Origin of the sequence: uncultured Gemmiger sp. (assembly GCA_944388105.1) — a bacterium.
Classification (GTDB): Bacteria; Bacillota; Clostridia; order Oscillospirales; family Ruminococcaceae; genus Gemmiger.
Genome location: CALXHN010000044.1, coordinates 1 through 16,848, shown reverse-complemented (window position 1 = coordinate 16,848; position 16,848 = coordinate 1). Strand labels below are relative to the sequence as shown.

Genomic DNA, 16,848 nt, shown 5'->3' with positions numbered 1-16,848 from the left:
GGCGTGCCCGAAGACCACATGGTCCGTTTCGGCAAGGAAGACAACTTCTGGGAGCATGGCTCCGGTCCCTGCGGCCCCTGCTCCGAGATTTATTATGACCGCGGCCCCGAGCACGGCTGCGGCAAGCCCACCTGCAAAGTCGGCTGCGACTGCGACCGCTACATGGAGATCTGGAACCTGGTGTTCAGCCAGTTCGACTCCGACGGCAAGGGCCATTATGAGCGCCTGCCCAAGCCCAACATTGATACCGGCATGGGCCTGGAGCGTCTGGCCTGCGTGATGCAGGATGTGGGCAACCTGTTCGAGGTGGACACCGTCGCCTCTGTGCTGCACCATGTGGAGCGCCTGTCCGGCAAGAAATACGGCGAGAACGAGAAGGACGATATCTCCATCCGCGTCATCACCGACCATATCCGTTCCACCACCTTCATGGCGTCCGACGGCATCCTGCCTTCCAACGAAGGCCGCGGCTACGTCTTCCGCCGCCTGCTGCGCCGCGCGGCCCGTCATGGCCGTATGCTGGGCATCCAGGGCCCCTTCCTGACCGATCTGGTGGAGACGGTCATCGTCTCCAGCGAAGCCGGTTACCCCGAACTGCGTGAGCATGAGGAGTATATCAAGAAGGTCATCGGCACCGAGGAAGAGCGCTTCTCCCGCACCATCGACGCCGGCCTGAACATCCTCAACGGCATGCTGGACGACTTGAAGAGCAAGAATGAAACCGTGCTCTCCGGCGCGGACGCCTTCAAGCTCAATGATACCTTCGGCTTCCCCCTGGACCTGACCAAGGAGATTGCCGCCGAAGCGGGCATCCAGGTGGATGAGGATGCCTTCCATGTGGAGATGACCAAGCAGCGGGAACGTGCCCGCGCCGAGCGCCTGTCCAAGGATATCTCCGGCTGGGCCGCCGACCTGTTCGGTGAGCTGAGCGCCGAGGCCACCGTCTTTGACGGCTACGATACCCTGAATGAATCCGCCACCGTGGTGGCTCTGTCCGACGGCGAAGAGATCTGCGATGCCGTGGCTTCTGATGATTCTGATCCCCGCGAGGGCGTTCTGGTCGTACTGGACCACACTCCCTTCTACGCCGAGATGGGCGGCCAGGTGGCCGATACCGGTTATCTGTCCTGCAAGGATGCCAACCTGAAGGTGGTGGGCGTGAAGAAGACTCCGAAGGGCTACTTCGTGCACACCTGCACCCTGCTGGACGGCACCATTCATGTGGGCGATGAGGTGAACGCCAGCGTGGATACCGGCCGCCGCGCCGCCATCTGCCGCAACCACACCGCCACCCACCTGATGCAGAAAGCTCTGCGGGAAGTGCTGGGCGACCATGTGCACCAGGCCGGCAGCTACCAGGACGACCACATCACCCGCTTCGACTTCACCCATTTCAGCGCGGTCACCCCGGAAGAACTGGCCGAAGTGGAGCGCCGTGTCAATGAAAAGATCTACGCCGCCATCCCCGTCACCGTGAACAACCTGCCCATTGAGGAAGCCAAGAAGATGGGCGCCATGGCTCTGTTCGGCGAAAAGTACGGCGAGATCGTCCGCGTGGTGGACGCCGGTAACTGGAGCGTGGAGTTCTGCGGCGGTACCCATGTGCACAACACCGCCGAGATCGGCTGCTTCAAGATCCTGTCCGAGAGCAGCGTGGCTGCCGGCATCCGCCGCATTGAAGCCACCACCGCTTACGGCGTGCTGGCTCTGCTGGACGAGCGCACCGAGGAGCTGACCCGCACCGCTGTCGCTCTGAAGGCCAACAACATCAAGGACGTGCCCGCCCGTGCCGAGGCCATGAGCGCCGAGCTCAAGGAAACCGGCAAGCAGCTGGATATTGCCAAGGCGCAGCTGGCTTCCACCCAGATTGAAGGCATGTTCGAGTCCGCTGCTATTGTGGAGGGCGTGCGCATCGTCACCATGTTCCTCAACGGCACCAGCCCGGACACCCTGCGCAACATGATGGACAAGCTGCGCGACAAGGCTCCCGACGCTGTGGGCGCCCTCATCGGCACCCAGGGCGAAAAGACCACCCTGGCGGTGGGCGTGGGCAAGCAGGCCCAGGCCAAGGGCCTGAAGGCCGGTGTGCTGGTCAAGCAGATCGCGGCCATCGCCGGCGGCAACGGCGGCGGCAAGCCCGACTTTGCCATGGCCGGTATCCGCGATACTTCCAAGATCGACGATGCCCTGAACGCTGTGCAGGACATTGTGAAAAAGGAACTGGAAAAGAACGCGTAAATATGCTATACTGACAGCGTACCTTTGATTTTTGCGAAAAGGAGGAGATACCATGGCCGATTGCCTGTTCTGCAAGATCGCAGCGGGGGAGATTCCGTCCAACAAGCTGTATGAGGATGATACTCTGCTGGCTTTCTACGACATTGACCCCCAGGCGCCGGTGCATTTCCTCATCATCCCCAAACAGCATATCGCGTCCGCCGCGGCTCTGACCGAGGCCGACGCCGCGCTGCTGGGGCATGTGTTCGCGGTGGCGGCCAAGCTGTGCCGTGACCTCGGCGTGGAGGAAAAGGGCTACCGCATCGTGTCCAACGTGGGCGAAGACGGCGGTCAGAGCGTCAAGCACCTGCACTTCCATGTGCTGGCGGGCCGCAGCCTTGCCTGGCCTCCGGGCTGATCGTGGAAATCCCACGGATGTTTGTTTGATTCACTGGAAACGAGGAAGAAAAAATGGCTGAAACCTATACGCTGCATGTGGCGGGCCTGACCCGTGAGCTGCCCATCTGCAAGGTCAACGATCACATGGACATTGCTGCCTTCATCATGTTCAGCGATGTGGAGCTGACCGTGGCCTGCGCTGCCGAACTGCTGAAAAAGTGCCCCGAATTTGATGTGATCCTCACTGCGGAGGCCAAGGGCATTCCCCTGGCTTACGAGATGGCCCGTCAGAGCGGCAAGCAGTGGATTCCTGCGCGCAAGGGTCCCAAACTGTATATGCAGGACCCTGTGGTGATCGAGGATGAATCCATCACCACCGCCGGCAAGCAGGTGCTGGTCATTGACCGCAAGGACATTGACTATATGAACGGCAAGCGCATCCTGATTGTGGATGACGTGATCTCCACCGGCGGCAGCCTGCATGCGCTGGAAACCCTGGCTGCCAAGAGCACCGGTACCATTGTGGGATGCTGTGCAGCTCTGGCGGAAGGCGATGCCGCCAAGCGGACTGATATCACCTTCCTGGCGCCGCTGCCGCTGTTCTTTCACTGATCCATCATGACACGCACGCTGGCTGGCTTTGGTTTTGCCTTTGCACTGGCAGAGCTGGCCGCAGTGTGTCTGCCGCCGTTGGCTGTGCTGCTGACGGCGGCTTTTGTGGTTCTTGCGTGGATTTTGCTCCGCCTGCGTAAGGGGGCTCCAATTATCGCGACGCCCATTTTTCTGGGGGTGTTGGCAGGAAGTGGATGGGCACTGCTGTTCCAACTTTTGATTGTTGCTCCTCAGATAAACCTGGCCGGACAGACTGTCAGGGCCCAGGTGGTGGTGCAGACGGATGCCGAAGCTTCTTATCAGGACGGCAGTCTGCGAGGAACGCTTCGCCTGACGGAACTGGACGGAACGCCCTGCAACATCAAGGTCAGCTGCAGCGCCTTCCCGGCGTCCGAACCGGGAGACCGGTTTGAGGCAACCTTCACACTGCAGGAAATCCTGTCCGACAAGTACCGGCAAAGCTGGTATGCGGACGGGGTGTATCTGGAAGCGGAATATGCGGGAGAATATGTATCCCTGGAACCCTCCGGCGCCTGGATTTTCCGGCTGTACCGGCTGCGGCAGGCGTTGTCCCACAAGTTGTGTATTTGGCTCCCCAATGAGTTGGGCGGCATGGAAGCCGCCATGCTTCTGGGGGACAAAAGCCGCCTTTCCCAGACGGTGGAGGAAGATTTCCGCACCGCCGGGGTCTCCCATTTGCTGGCCATTTCCGGCTTGCACCTTGCCTTGCTGTGTGGGCTCTTTTCGGTCGGTGGTACCCGCTGGCGTTTCTTCCGGCCCTATCTCATGGTCCAGGGGACCCTGACCATCTTCTATATTGCATTGACAGGCCTTCCGGTTTCTGTACTGCGGGCGGGCATCATTTATCTGATTACCCTGCTGGGATATGCGCTGCTGCAGCCGCCCGATCTGCTCACCTCTCTGGGACTGGCGGCGGTGCTCATCGGTCTGCCCAATGCCTACGCCCCCTGCGATATGGGATTTCAGCTGTCCTTCTGCGGTGTGCTGGGAGTACAGCTTGGTGCTGTGCTGGCCCGTTGGCAGCGGCAGAAATTCCTGCCAAAACAGGAAAAGAAGGCTGTTGCGGCGTGGCGCCAACGCAGTATCGAAAGTCTGTTTCGCGTTGTGGAAACGGTGGAGACGGCAGCGCTGGCCTCTCTGGCTACTTTGCCTGTGTTGTTGGCACATGGCCTTTCGGCAGGTGGGGCGGCGATCCCCGCCAATCTGCTTACCGTCTGGATGCTGCGCCCTGCCTTGACGCTGGGCCTTTTGGTTCTGCTGGCGGCGGTACTGCCTGGGCTGGGACCGCTGCATCATCTGCTCAGTCTGGCCCTTTCGGTCTGGCTGTCCTGGATGTATGGCCTCGTGCACTGGTGCGCACAGCTGCCTTTGGCAAAGCTGTATCTGCCCCGCCGGTATACCCTGTTTGTCTGGTGCGTGCTGGCTGTGATGGGGGTGGTGTTCTGGGCAAAGCGGAAGTTTGTCTGGTATCTGCCGTCAGCCGCAGCCTGCCTGGTTCTGGCGGTTGTTATGGGGACGGTGATGCAGGCGGGGGTGCTCCGCGTTCTGATGGTGGGTACTGCCGGTAATGCCTGCACGGTGCTGATCCGGGATGGACAGGCGGTGGTTCTGTTTCGCGGTGGGGCAGCCAATCTCAACGCCGTACGGGACTGTCTGGCAGAAAATGGTGACCCGGAATGGTGTGCGGTGTTCGACCTGCGTCAGGAGCCTCAGCCGCTGGACTTTTCCGATGCCGGCCAGGTGGTGGAACTGTCCCGGCTGAAAAGCCCGTCGGTATCAATAGCCTTTTCCGATGAGGTACATGTGGACTGCTTCTGCTCCTACGCCGGAACACTGTGTATCGTGCAGGTCGGAAACTACCGGGTGGCGGCCGCCTCCGGACAGCCGGATCCCGGCACTCAGATCCGGGTGGATCTGTTTTGTGCAGCAGGCAGTCTGCCTGATTGCATTTCGGCGGATATGATCATGACCAATACAATTTCGCCGCGATGGTTGGCGGAATGGACCGGCCCGCGCGTGTATGCGGGTGAAGAACCCACGGCGGCAATCCGCCCTGGAAAGAGTATTCTGTTTGAGGAGGGCAAGGCAATTGCTGTACAGTGAAAACGAACTCAAAAAACAGCTGAAAGCCGGATGCTCGGTCTTTTATTTCTATGCCGGGGATGAGGCACTGGTCCGCAGCGCTGCTGCCAAGGTGGAAAAGGCCTTGGCGGAAGACGACCCCGAAACCACCGTGCTGGACGGTCCCACCCCCAGTGTGGAGGAAATCGTGCTGGCGGCAGGGACTATCTCCTTCTTCGGCGGCAAGCGTCTGGTGCTGATGCCGTTGGTACGGCCTTCGGCCTATTCGGACAAAGACCTGCAGGAATTCTGCGATACCCTGGCGGATACGGAGAACGCCGTCTTTATCCTGACCAGCGTGATGGAGGAAAAGTACGGTAAGCTGCGCCCGGGTAAGCGGGAACAGAAGCTGATCTCTGCCTGTGAGAAGATCGGATACTGCGTGCAGATTGCCAAGCCCAACCGTGCGGCGCTGCAGGAGATGGCCCGTGCCTGGGCCAAGGAACTGGGGGCACAGTTCGCTCCTGGCGCCGAAAGCATGTTGTTGGATCGCTGCGGGGAAGATCAGTTCCTTTTACACAGCGAGATCGACAAATTGGCGGCTCTGGCTAACTACGGCACCATCACCACCGAGATGATCCAGCGGCTGGGCACCGTTACCCTGGACGCCGATACCTTTGATATGGTCAAACTGGTATCCGCTGGGCGCACCCGTCAGGCACTGGAAAAGCTGCAAACCCTGTTGGAACTGCAGAACGACCCGGTGCTGATCACCGGTGCCCTTATCGGCAACTATCTGGATGTGTACCGGGCGTTTCTGACCAAAAAGAGCCGCCGCCAGCTGGGGGACATGGCCAAGGATTTCGGCTACACCGGCAAATGGAATTATCGTCTGGGCAACGCCGAGCAGGCAGCCATGCGGTATGACCGCACCCGGCTGGAGCAGAGCCTGCGGGTGCTGCAAAAGTTGGACACCGACCTGAAGGGCAGCCGCTTGCCGCCGGATCTCCTTTTGCAGAAGGCCTTGTGTGAATTGGGCCTGTACGGTTCCGGGAGGCGCGCATGAAGCTGACCATCCGACCCGCTGTGATTGTGGAGGGACGCTACGATGCCGCCCGCCTGACCAATCTGGTGGACACCTTGATTCTGACCACTGACGGCTTTGCCATCTTCAAGGACAAGGCCCGACAGAAGCTCTTCAAGCAGACCGCCCGGGCCCGCGGCCTGATCGTGCTCACCGATTCCGATGCCGCCGGCTTCAAGATCCGCCATTTTGTCACCAACCTGGCCGGGGCTGCCTATGTGCGGCAGGCCTATGTGCCGGCCATCCCCGGCAAGGAGAGCCGCAAAGCTGAGTCCGGCAAGGAAGGACTTTTGGGGGTGGAAGGCATCCGGGATGAACTGATTCTGCAGGCGCTGCAGACCGCCCTGGCCTCGGCGCCCGATACTCAGGATGCGATGCCGGAAAATTCCCGACCCATCACCTACACGGACCTGTATGAGTGGGGAATCTCCGGCACTGCCAACAGTGCCGAACGCCGCCGGATCTTGCTCTCCCGCCTGGGGCTGCCGCCTCGCCTGAGCAAGAAGGAATTGCTTTCGGTGCTCAATACACTGTATACCTATGAAAGTCTCGACACAGAACTGCGCCGCATGCCTTAAATAAACACACCCCCGGATGGCCCGGTCCAGAACGGACCACATCCGGGGGTGCGTTGTTTGTACAGAAAAAATTATTGCAGTGTTTCCAGTTCCCGCATCCATAAGGTGTTGCAGGCATCGCTGGGCATACGCCAGTCACCACGGGGAGACAGGGTGACCGAGCCTACCTTCGGCCCGTCGGGCAGACAACTGCGCTTGAACTGTTGGGCAAAGAACCGGCGATAGAAGTTGCGCAGCCAGTACAGCAGTACGTCGGAAGTGTATTTACCCGCAAAGGCGGCCTGGGCGATATGATAGATCTTGGCCGGACCGAAGCCACAGCGCAGCACATAGTACAGGTAGAAATCGTGCAGCTCATAAGGGCCCACCAGCTTTTCTGTCTGCTGGGCGATGGTTCCGTCCTCGGCGGCAGGCAGCAATTCCGGGCTCACCGGGGTATCCAGAATATCCAGCAGCACATCCCGCAGTTCCTCGCTGGTGCAGGAATCCGCCACATATCGCACGATATGCCGGACCAGCGTCTTGGGAATTCCGGCATTCACACCGTACATGCTCATGTGGTCGCCGTTGTAGGTGGCCCAGCCCAGGGCCAGCTCGCTCAGATCGCCGGTGCCGATGACGAAGCCGCCGTTTTTGTTGGCGTAATCCATCAGTTCCAGTGTACGCACCCGGGCCTGACAGTTCTCAAAGGTGACATCGTAGGTCTTGTCGTCCTGGCCTATGTCCGCAAAATGACTTTGTACCGTGTTGGTGATGTTGATCTCCCGGAACTGCACTCCCAGGGCATCACACAGGATTTCTGCATTGGAACGGGTGCGCTGGGTGGTGCCAAAGCAAGGCATGGTGATGGCCACGATGTCCTTGGGGCTGCGGCCCAGCACCTTGCAGGCCCGGACGGCGGCCAGCAGTGCCAGACAGGAATCCAGCCCGCCGGAAATGCCGATGACACCGCAGGCGGCATGGGTGTGTTCCATGCGTTTGGCCAGCCCTTCTGCCTGGATGCGCAGGATCAGCTCACACCGTTCGCTGCGGGCATCAGTGCTGTCCGGCACAAAGGGGGTGGGGGAGAAGGCGCGGCTCAGCGGCGTATCTGTCAAGGTCAGATCAAAGCAGACGGTGGTGTAACCGGTGTCTTCGGGCTCAAAGGTGGTGTTGCGAAGACGCTCTTGACGCATACGGCCCACGTCAATCTCAGACATGGCTTTGCCCTCACCGAACGGCTCGGCCTGGGCCAGCAGAGCCCCGTTCTCCGCGATCAGGTTGTGGGCGGCAAAGGTCATGTCGGTGGTACTTTCCCCGTGTCCGGCATCAGCATACAAATAACTGCAAAGCAGGCGAGCGCTCTGCCCGCAGACCAAATCCCGGCGGTAAGCGGCCTTGCCCACTGTCTCATCGCTGGCCGAAAGGTTTGCGATCACCGTGGCACCTGCCAACGCATGGCGGCAGCTGGGGGGCACAGGCGCCCACAGGTCCTCGCATACCTCCACACCCAGCACAAAGTCCGGCATCTGACGGCAGGCAAACAGCAGGTCGGTACCAAAAGGTACTTCCTGTCCGGCCAGTACAATGGTGCGCGCAGTCCGGGGACCGGGTACAAAGTGGCGTTTTTCGTAGAATTCCGCATAGTTGGGCAGATGTGTTTTGGGCACCACCCCAAGCAGTTGTCCGTCGCAGAGAACCGCCGCGCAGTTGTACAGCTTGCCGCCCACCTGGACCGGCAGCCCCACCAGAACCACCATGTTCAGGCCGCGGCTGGCTTCCAGAATCTGCACCAGGGCCTTTTCCGCCCCTTCATACAGAGTCTGCTGCAAAAACAGGTCGCTGCAGGTGTAGCCGGTGAGGCACAGCTCCGGCAGGCAAAGCAGCCGTACGCCGTTGCCTTCGGCTTGCTGCATGGCTTCGATTACAGCCTGGGCATTATATGCACAGTCGGCCACCCGCAAAGTCGGGCTGACCGCCGCACAGCGGAGAAATCCATATTGCATGCGTATTCTCATCCCTTTGAACAGTCTTTGTCTGTATGATACCACAAGGGCACTTCTCACGCAATGCAAAACTAAAATACACCCGACAAAAAGTAAAATATAGTTGACAAAATGACAAGTGAATGCTATACTGCCTTTGTAAGAAAGCAAGAACGGCCAAGGACGGGAAGGAGGCAGCTGCCTATGGCCAAGAATCTGAAGCTGAAGGCCGCCCGGGCACAAAAAGACATGACCCAGGCACAGCTGGCCCAGGCGGTGGGAGCCACCCGCCAGACCATCAACGCCATTGAAAAAGGGGAGTATAACCCTACCATCCGGCTGTGTCGGGCCATCTGCCGGGTACTGGACAAAACACTGGACGAATTGTTCTGGGAGGAAGAAGAATGAGGAATCCGTTTCATATGCAGAACAAACTGGATGAAATGCAGACCCAGAAATTGCTGGCCATCAACAGCCGGGGATTCTGGGGAGCCTGGGCGGCCCTGCTCATTGCCATCATCGTGCAGGCGGTGGCGGATGTGCCCCTGGAACAGTACATGGCCGAGTGGGTCATCTTTATGCTCATGTGCGTCTATGGTCTGGAGGAATACCTGCGCAACGGCATCTGGACTTCCTTTGATGTCAAACCCAACGCCAAGACCAATGCCCTGTGGTCGGTGCTGGCCGGGGCCGCTGTTATTGCGTTTACTTTGGTGCGCAACAGCCGTCAGGATTGGTGGCAGTGGCGCTACTGGCCGGGAGCCGCTATCGGTGGTGTGTTTACATTCGTCCTGACCTTTGTCGTCCTGCAGGTGGGGGCCTGGTTGTATTACAGGCGCCGGGACACCCTGGACCAAGAAAAGGAAGATCCCGAATAAGACTGTACCACTGCCCACAAAGGCTGAACCCCTATCCCTGAAAAACGAGAAAAGGAGTGCTTTACATGCAGCAAACAACTAAAGAGTATACCCGCAAGGAAATGCTGATCTTTTTCCTGATTGCTTTTGGAATGCCCTATCTGATGGGCATTCCCCTGGGAATCTGCCAGCGAAACGGCTGGGGCACGGATGCCTTCCCCAATGCCCAAATGTTTTACCCGGCGGCGGGCGCCATGGTGGCGCTGCTGTGGACCCGTCGGGGGATGTCAGGTCTGACCCGTCGTTTTTATGGGATGTTTCTGGCATTGACCCTGGTTATGGTAGGATGTTGTATCGGTGCCATAGCGGCACCTGCCATGAACTGGTCCGTTATCTGCAATTATATCATTGTCATCGGCTGTATCCCGGCCTGGATCTTTCTGCTCACCGAGAAAAAGTCGGTCCGTCAAGCCAGCGGCTTGTGCTGGCACGGCGGGGCAAAAGCCCTTTTGTATGTATTGCTTTTTATCCTGCTGCGTACGGCCTCTGTGTTTCTGTCGGTAATTCCTTCCGGACAGCTGGGAGAGTATCTGGCGTACTGGGCCACGCCCGCACCATGGGTGCTGCTGGTGATCCTGATTCCCAACTTCTTCTTCAGCTTTACGGCCTTTTTCGGGGAGGAATACGGCTGGCGGTACTACCTGCAGCCCCGTCTGCAGCAGAAATTCGGTCCCCGGTTGGGGGTACTGGTACTGGGCGTTATGTGGGGGCTGTGGCATCTGCCGCTGAACCTGTTCTATTACAGTCCCGAAACCTCCCTGCAAAGCCTGACCAGCCAGATCATCGGTTGTGTGGCACTGGGGGTCTTCTTCGCCTGGGCGTACCTCAAGACCAACAACATCTGGGTGCCGGTTTTGCTGCACTACTTCAACAACAACCTGATCGTGGTGTATACCAACTCTACCGAGATCAGCAACCAGGTGATCCCCTGGTCGGATGTGCTCATCATGCTGGTGGTGTACGCAGTTCTGTACATGCCGGTGTTTGCCTCCAAGGCATTTACTCGCTTCCCCAAAATCCGGGAAGAGGAGGTCCAACCGAAATCCTGATTCCTACCCATAGAAAATAGAAAAGCCCCGCCGGGGAGTCTGTGCATCCAACACAGACCCGACGGGACTTTTTTGGCTTTACAGGGCAAAGGCTTTGCGCAGAGCGTCCAGGGCCACATCCTCATCCTGCTGGCGGACCAGCAGCGAGATGTCCAGGTCACTGGTGGTGATGAGCACCACTTCCACGCTGACCTGGGCCAGAGCCTGCAATGCCCGGGCAGCCACGCCGCAGCTGGTGACCATCTCTTCGCCAAAAAGATTGATCTTGCTGTAACCGCCGGAAATCAGGGGGGGCTTGCTCTTGACGGCGTCAGGAAGGGCCACCATCACAGCGGTGAAGTTGTCGTAGCTGGTGGTAAAACTGAAATCCACCTCGCTGCCCCGGGGAGCGCTCTGGCAGATCATATCCACCACGATGCCCGCTTTGGCGAAAACATCCAGGTGTTCTGCCAGACTTTGGGCGCTGTACTGTGCTCCGGGAAAGGTGGTGAGCATGATGTTTTGCTCACTGCTGATTTTGCTTACGCCATACATGATTCCTCAGATCCTTTCTGCGATCCGGGCCAAGCCCGTTTACTCCAATACCAAAAATGTGGGGTCAATACTGGTTTCCAGTACCTGTTGTATGTAGTCCCGGCTCAGGGCAAAGTTGCCGTGGGCTGCTCCCAGTTCATCGGTGTAATCCCGGAAAAGATACACCCGGATGTCCGCATATCCGTTTTCATACTGGGTCACGGTGGGAATCAGCTGCGGTTCCTTTACCACCGTGGTACTGCTGCCGTCGGGCTGGATGGTCTTTTCAAAGCTGACACTCAGGATGGCACCAATCATGTTGTCGGGGGAGGATTGGGCACTGATGAAATTTCCCAAAGAATAGGCCACGAACACCGGGCGGCCATCCGCGGCAGTCAGCCATTCAGCGGTCTGGGTGACATGGGGGTGTGTGCCGATAATCAGGTCCGCTCCCTGGTCGGCCAGCCATTGGGCTTTCTGGCGCTGAGCTTCGGTAACATCGTGACTTCCCTCCACACCCCAGTGACAGCTGACTACCAGTACATCGCAGTTGGGGCGCATTTCAGCCATCTGGGCGGAGATGGTGTCGGTATCATCCAGGTATACAACCCCGTGTTCGGCATCCGAAGGGGTAGGAATGCCGTTGGTGTACTCGGTGTAGGAAAGATACCCTATGGTGATCCCGTTGACCGTCTGGTAGCTGAGCCCATCCGATTGGGCTTCGGCTTCTTCGGTCAGAGGATAGAACCCGGCGGTCACCACATCGTCGGGCATGGAAGCCCAGTGCGCCATGGAGGATTCGATCCCCTGGGCCCCCTTGTCATAACTGTGGTTGTTGGAGGTGCTGAACACCCGGAACCCGATGTCATACAAAGCATCCGTGATGCCGGTGGGGGTGGAGAACAGGGGATAGCCGGAAGGATCAAAGGCATCGTTAACCAAGGTCTCCTGGTTGAGCCAGTTTACATCGTATCCGGCATAAAAGTCCCGCAGATTCTCATAGGCAAAGGTGAAATCATACCCGTCCCTGCCTTGCTCCTGGGCACGGCGTCGGGCCTGATTGTACAGTCCCTCGTGGATCAGGTTGTCGCCGCTGGCGGAAAAGCGCACTGTGTTCACTGTAGGGGTGGGTTCCGGTGTGGGCTCCGGCGTAGGAGAGGGCGTGCTCTGCGCGGCAGCCGCCAGGGAAGCAGAGGCTTCCTCGGTCTTGTCTGCTCCGCAGCCTGTCAGAGATACAATCATCACCGCTGCCAGCAGTCCGGCAGCCAGAGACGTTTTCTTTATACGCATGACAGTTTTCCTTGCAGCATGTCGCTCATGGTGTAGTATCCGGGGGCTCGGTCGTTCAGGAACAAAGCAGCCTGGATGGCGCCGTCCGCAAAGACGCCGCGGCTCTGGGCTACGTGACTCAGGGTCACCACTTCCTCGGCACCGCAGAACAGCACGTCGTGGTCGCCTACGATACCGCCGCCGCGTACCGAGCTGATGCCCAGTTCCTGAACACCGCGCTTCTGGCGCACCTGGTGGCGGTCATACACATATTCGTACTTACCGCCGGCCTGGGCGTTGATGGCGTCCGCAATCATCAGGGCAGTGCCGCTGGGAGCATCCAGTTTGTTGTGGTGATGCTTTTCCACGATCTCAATGTCAAATTCGCCATCAAACAGGGTGACCGCCCGCTTGCACAGTTCAATGAGCACATTGATGCCCACCGACATGTTGGCACTGCGGAAGACCGCCACCTTTTCGCTGGCTGCTTCCAGTCGGGCCTCCTGCTCCTTGCTCAAACCGGTGGAGCAGATGACGCAGGGAATCCCATGCTCGGCACCGTACTCGGCGGCGGACACCGCTCCAGCGGGGGAGGTAAAGTCGATGAGAACGCCCTTGACGTCGGCGGGCAGATCGTTCACCGAAGCGTATACGGGAATCCCGTTCACATCTCCGGCCTTCTGGTCCACACCGGCCACCACGCGGCAGTCGTCACGGGCGGCAATTTTTTCCAGCAGGGCGTGGCCCATGCGGCCGCCGATGCCCTGAATGATCAGATCAGTCATTGTACAATCCACTTCCTTTATTAAATTGCAGAAAAAAATTGCAGAAAAAGACACACAGGGCCCGCGGCGGCCCGCCTGCACGGCGGAACACAGCGGGCCCTGTGGCTCAGATTCAGTCTTTCAGAAGACCATATTGTTTCATGGCAACTTCCAGGCGCTGCTGCACGGCCTCATCGGGCTGGCACAAAGGCAGGCGCAGAGGACCGGCGGCCCATCCCAGACGGTTCATAGCCCACTTGACCGGGATAGGGTTCACATCGGCAAACAGGGCATGGCACAGGTCCAGAGCCTCCAGCTGCAGGCGAAGGCTTTCGGCGGGCTTGCCGTCAAACCAGGCCTGACAGATGTCGTGTGCCTGACGAGGCGCCACGTTGGACAGCACGCTGATCACGCCCTTGCCGCCCAAAGAAAGAATGGGCACAATCTGGTCATCGTTGCCGGAATAGATGTTCAGCTCATCCCCGCACAAAGCGGCCACTTCCGCCACTTGGGAGATGTTGCCGCTGGCTTCCTTCACGGCATTGATGTTGGGTACCTTGGCCAGCTTCGCCAGGGTAGCAGGCTGGATGTTGCACCCGGTACGGGAAGGCACATTGTACAGGATGCAGGGCAGGGAGACCGAGTTGGCGATGGCGGTGAAATGCGCCACCAGACCGGCCTGACTGGCCTTGTTGTAGTAGGGGGTGACCAGCAGCAGGGCATCCACACCGGCCTTTTCCGCCTCATGGGAGAGGGTGATGGCGTAATCGGTGTGGTTGGAGCCGGTGCCCGCCACCACCGGAACACGGTGAGCGGTGTGCTCCACAGCGTAGCGGATGCAGGCCACGTGTTCCTCATGGGTCAGGGTGGCGGATTCACCGGTGGTACCGCAGATGATAATAGCGTCGGTACCGTTCTCAATCTGGTTATCGATGATGCGGCCCAGCTCTTCAAAGTTGACTGTGCCGTCCTGGTTCATGGGGGTGATGATAGCCACACCGGCACCGGTAAAGACAGGCTTCTTCATAGGGGTTCTCCTTCTTGATCACAAAAGGCAAGGGCAGGGCATCAGTCCAGGTAGCCCTTGGCGGCCAGCAGTTCGGCCAGCAGCACAGCGCCGCCCGCCGCACCGCGCAGGGTGTTGTGGGAAAGGCAGACAAACTTGTAGTCGTACTGGGTGTCCTCCCGCAGGCGGCCGATGCTCACAGCCATGCCGTTTTCCAGCATACGGTCCAGCTTGGGCTGGGGGCGGTCGTTCTGTTCGAAGTAATGCAGGAACTGTTTGGGGGCACTGGGCAGGTTCAGGTCCTGCGCAGCACCGTGGAACCCGGCCCAGGCGGACAGGATCTCCTCCTTGGAGGGCTTGTGCTCGAAGCTCACGAAAACTGCACCCACATGGCCGTCGGAAACCGGCACCCGCAGGCACTGGGCGGTAAAGGAGGGACCATCGGCGGACACGATGCGGTCGCCTTCAATGTGGCCCCACAGCTTCAGGGGCTCCTGCTCGCTCTTTTCTTCCTCGCCGCCGATGTAGGGGATGACGTTATCCAGAATATCCGGGAAGGTCTCAAACGTCTTGCCAGCACCGGAAATGGCCTGATAAGTGCAGACCAGGCACTTGGTGATGCCGTACCCGCGCAGAGGATGCAGAGCGGGCACATAGCTCTGCAGGCTGCAGTTGGACTTTACCGCGATGAAGCCGCGCTTGGTGCCCAGGCGCTTGCGCTGGGCGGGGATGATCTCGATATGCTCGGCGTTGATCTCGGGCACTACCATGGGCACGTCGGGGGTGAAGCGGTGGGCGCTGTTGTTGGAGACCACCGGGCACTCGGCCTTGGCGTAGGCTTCTTCCAGCGCTTTGATCTCATCCTTCTTCATGTTCACGGCGCAGAAGACGAAGTCTACCTTGGCCGCCACAGCCTGCACATCGGAAGCATCCATCACGACCATATCCTTGACGCTGTCCGGCATGGGAGTCTGCATGGCCCAGCGGCTGCCCACTGCCTGCTCATAGGTCTTTCCGGCCGAACGGGCGGAAGCCGCCAGCGCGGTGATGTGGAACCAGGGGTGTTGTGCCAGCAGGGTCACGAACCGCTGGCCCACCATGCCGGTGGCACCTACAACGCCAACTTTGTACTGTTTCATCTTGAAAAACCTTCCTTTCGTGCTGTGCCCCGCATACAGTCCATTGTATGCGGTACATCCGGCAGAGGTTCTCTCCGCCTTGGTTTGTCTGCGGCTTCCCGATTACCCGTGGGCAATAAAAAAACCGGCTTGAAAACCGGCACAAAATGCAATATAATGTTACATTGCATACAACACAGCGCAACATACCTTTCGGCATGACAGTTCCGTCCCTGTTCGGCGGCGGACCCAGGCCGATGCGTGCCGTGCATCGCCTTCGGCGGGAAACCCTTTCTCCGCGGCCGCTGCCTGGCTGGCCGAAAACCTGCGGATACTGATGTTGCCCGCGCCTCTGTGTTTCCGGCGGTGGATGTATGCCCGCCGCCATGTGTTCATAATAGCATTGCCGCCCCTGATTGTCAACGTAAAAAGGATGCAAAACTATGCTGAAAAAAGACTTTTGGTATGATCTTCCCAAAGAGCTGATTGCCCAGGAACCCGCCGACCCGCGGGACAGTGCCCGCCTGATGGTTTTGAACCGTGCAGACGATTCCATCAAGCATGAGATCTTTCATGACCTGCCTGCCCACCTGAACGCAGGGGATGTGCTGGTCATCAACAATTCCAAGGTGCTGCCCGCCCGCCTCATCGGCGATAAGGTGCCCACTGGTGCCGTGTGCGAAGTGCTGCTGCTGCGTCAGGCCAAAGGGGACACCTGGGAATGTCTGGCCCGACCGGGCCGCCGGATGCAGGCTGGAACCAAGCTGCGCTTCGGTGATGGAAGCCTGACCGCTGTGGTGGACGAGACCCTGCCCGACGGCAACAAGCTGGTCACCTTCACTTATGATACCCAGACCTTGTACGAAAAACTGGACGAGTTCGGCAAAATGCCCCTGCCGCCTTATATTACCAAACAGCTGGAGGACCAGAGCCAGTATCAGACCGTGTATGCCAAGGAACTGGGCAGCGCCGCCGCCCCCACCGCCGGACTGCATTTCACCCCGGAACTGCTCAAGACCATCGAAAACAAGGGCGTCAAGATCGTGGAAGTGACCCTGCATGTGGGCCTGGGGACTTTCCGCCCGGTGAACGAGGAATCCATCGAGGACCACCATATGCACACCGAATGGTACTGCGTGGATGAGGCTGCTGCGGCTGCCATCAATGAGGCCCGGGCCAACGGCCATCGGGTGGTGGCGGTGGGCACCACCAGCTGCCGTACCCTGGAAGCAGTCTGGGCCCGGTACGGCAAGATCGTGCCCTGCAGCGGCAGCAC

The 16,848-nt window shown here is 59.2% G+C and carries 16 protein-coding genes and 1 riboswitch; of the genes, 10 read left to right on the top strand and 6 right to left on the bottom strand.

Features of this window, described 5'->3' with window-relative positions:
* The 6 genes from alaS to Q0K17_RS06615 all read left to right on the top strand — a co-directional run.
* Positions 1–2,238, top strand: a 2,238-nt coding sequence (gene alaS, locus Q0K17_RS06640) for an alanine--tRNA ligase (RefSeq protein ID WP_294541181.1), incomplete at its 5' end; no start/stop codon positions are given.
* A 52-nt stretch (positions 2,239–2,290) separates the two neighbouring features.
* Positions 2,291–2,635: a histidine triad nucleotide-binding protein gene (locus Q0K17_RS06635; RefSeq protein ID WP_294541179.1), complete on the top strand. Its 345-nt coding sequence runs from the start codon at positions 2,291–2,293 to the stop codon at positions 2,633–2,635.
* Between the two features lie 53 nt (positions 2,636–2,688).
* A complete protein-coding gene (locus Q0K17_RS06630) occupies positions 2,689–3,228 on the top strand; it encodes a phosphoribosyltransferase family protein (protein ID WP_294541177.1) in 540 nt (179 codons plus the stop codon).
* Positions 3,229–3,234: 6 nt separating this feature from the next.
* On the top strand, positions 3,235–5,352 hold the full coding sequence (locus Q0K17_RS06625; protein WP_294541175.1) for a ComEC/Rec2 family competence protein: 2,118 nt from the start codon (positions 3,235–3,237) through the stop codon (positions 5,350–5,352).
* Positions 5,339–6,376: a DNA polymerase III subunit delta gene (holA, locus tag Q0K17_RS06620; RefSeq protein ID WP_294541173.1), complete on the top strand. Its 1,038-nt coding sequence runs from the start codon at positions 5,339–5,341 to the stop codon at positions 6,374–6,376. The genes Q0K17_RS06625 and holA overlap by 14 nt, the downstream gene beginning before the upstream one ends.
* Positions 6,373–6,972 carry a DUF4093 domain-containing protein gene (locus Q0K17_RS06615; RefSeq protein ID WP_294541171.1) on the top strand — a complete coding sequence of 200 codons (600 nt, stop codon included), beginning with the start codon at positions 6,373–6,375 and terminating at the stop codon, positions 6,970–6,972. The genes holA and Q0K17_RS06615 overlap by 4 nt, the downstream gene beginning before the upstream one ends.
* Before the next feature lie 71 nt (positions 6,973–7,043).
* Here the strand turns inward: Q0K17_RS06615 and Q0K17_RS06610 are convergent, their stop codons facing one another.
* Complete coding sequence (locus Q0K17_RS06610; RefSeq protein ID WP_294541170.1) at positions 7,044–8,957, bottom strand: NAD(+) synthase; 1,914 nt, start codon at positions 8,955–8,957, stop codon at positions 7,044–7,046.
* A 183-nt stretch (positions 8,958–9,140) separates the two neighbouring features.
* On the opposite strand from Q0K17_RS06610, the gene Q0K17_RS06605 reads away from it, so the two are divergent.
* From Q0K17_RS06605 to Q0K17_RS06595, 3 genes are all read left to right on the top strand, one after another.
* Positions 9,141–9,344, top strand: a complete 204-nt coding sequence (locus Q0K17_RS06605; protein ID WP_294541168.1) for a helix-turn-helix transcriptional regulator — start codon at positions 9,141–9,143, stop codon at positions 9,342–9,344.
* Positions 9,345–9,358: 14 nt separating this feature from the next.
* On the top strand, positions 9,359–9,814 hold the full coding sequence (locus tag Q0K17_RS06600; protein WP_294541166.1) for a DUF6773 family protein: 456 nt from the start codon (positions 9,359–9,361) through the stop codon (positions 9,812–9,814).
* Positions 9,815–9,879: 65 nt separating this feature from the next.
* A complete protein-coding gene (locus tag Q0K17_RS06595; RefSeq protein WP_294541164.1) occupies positions 9,880–10,902 on the top strand; it encodes a CPBP family intramembrane glutamic endopeptidase in 1,023 nt (340 codons plus the stop codon).
* Between the two features lie 78 nt (positions 10,903–10,980).
* Here Q0K17_RS06595 and Q0K17_RS06590 read toward each other — a convergent pair whose 3' ends face one another.
* The 5 genes from Q0K17_RS06590 to asd all read right to left on the bottom strand — a co-directional run bounded on the left by Q0K17_RS06590 (position 10,981) and on the right by asd (position 15,593).
* Positions 10,981–11,436, bottom strand: coding sequence for an ACT domain-containing protein (locus Q0K17_RS06590; protein WP_204647367.1), 456 nt, complete (start codon positions 11,434–11,436; stop codon positions 10,981–10,983).
* 39 nt (positions 11,437–11,475) lie between these two features.
* Positions 11,476–12,705, bottom strand: a complete 1,230-nt coding sequence (locus Q0K17_RS06585) for a CapA family protein (protein WP_294541161.1) — start codon at positions 12,703–12,705, stop codon at positions 11,476–11,478.
* Complete coding sequence (gene dapB / locus Q0K17_RS06580) at positions 12,696–13,469, bottom strand: 4-hydroxy-tetrahydrodipicolinate reductase (protein WP_294541159.1); 774 nt, start codon at positions 13,467–13,469, stop codon at positions 12,696–12,698. Before dapB ends, Q0K17_RS06585 begins: the two co-directional genes overlap by 10 nt.
* A 112-nt stretch (positions 13,470–13,581) precedes the next feature.
* Positions 13,582–14,475, bottom strand: a complete 894-nt coding sequence (gene dapA, locus Q0K17_RS06575) for a 4-hydroxy-tetrahydrodipicolinate synthase (RefSeq protein ID WP_294541157.1) — start codon at positions 14,473–14,475, stop codon at positions 13,582–13,584.
* Between the two features lie 41 nt (positions 14,476–14,516).
* Entirely contained in the window at positions 14,517–15,593 is a 1,077-nt protein-coding gene (gene asd / locus Q0K17_RS06570) for an aspartate-semialdehyde dehydrogenase (RefSeq protein ID WP_294541155.1), read from the bottom strand.
* A 168-nt stretch (positions 15,594–15,761) separates the two neighbouring features.
* Positions 15,762–15,935: riboswitch (Lysine riboswitch) on the bottom strand.
* Between the two features lie 80 nt (positions 15,936–16,015).
* Here asd and queA point away from each other — a divergent pair.
* A partial coding sequence (gene queA / locus Q0K17_RS06565; protein ID WP_294541153.1) for a tRNA preQ1(34) S-adenosylmethionine ribosyltransferase-isomerase QueA occupies positions 16,016–16,848 on the top strand: 833 nt, incomplete at its 3' end.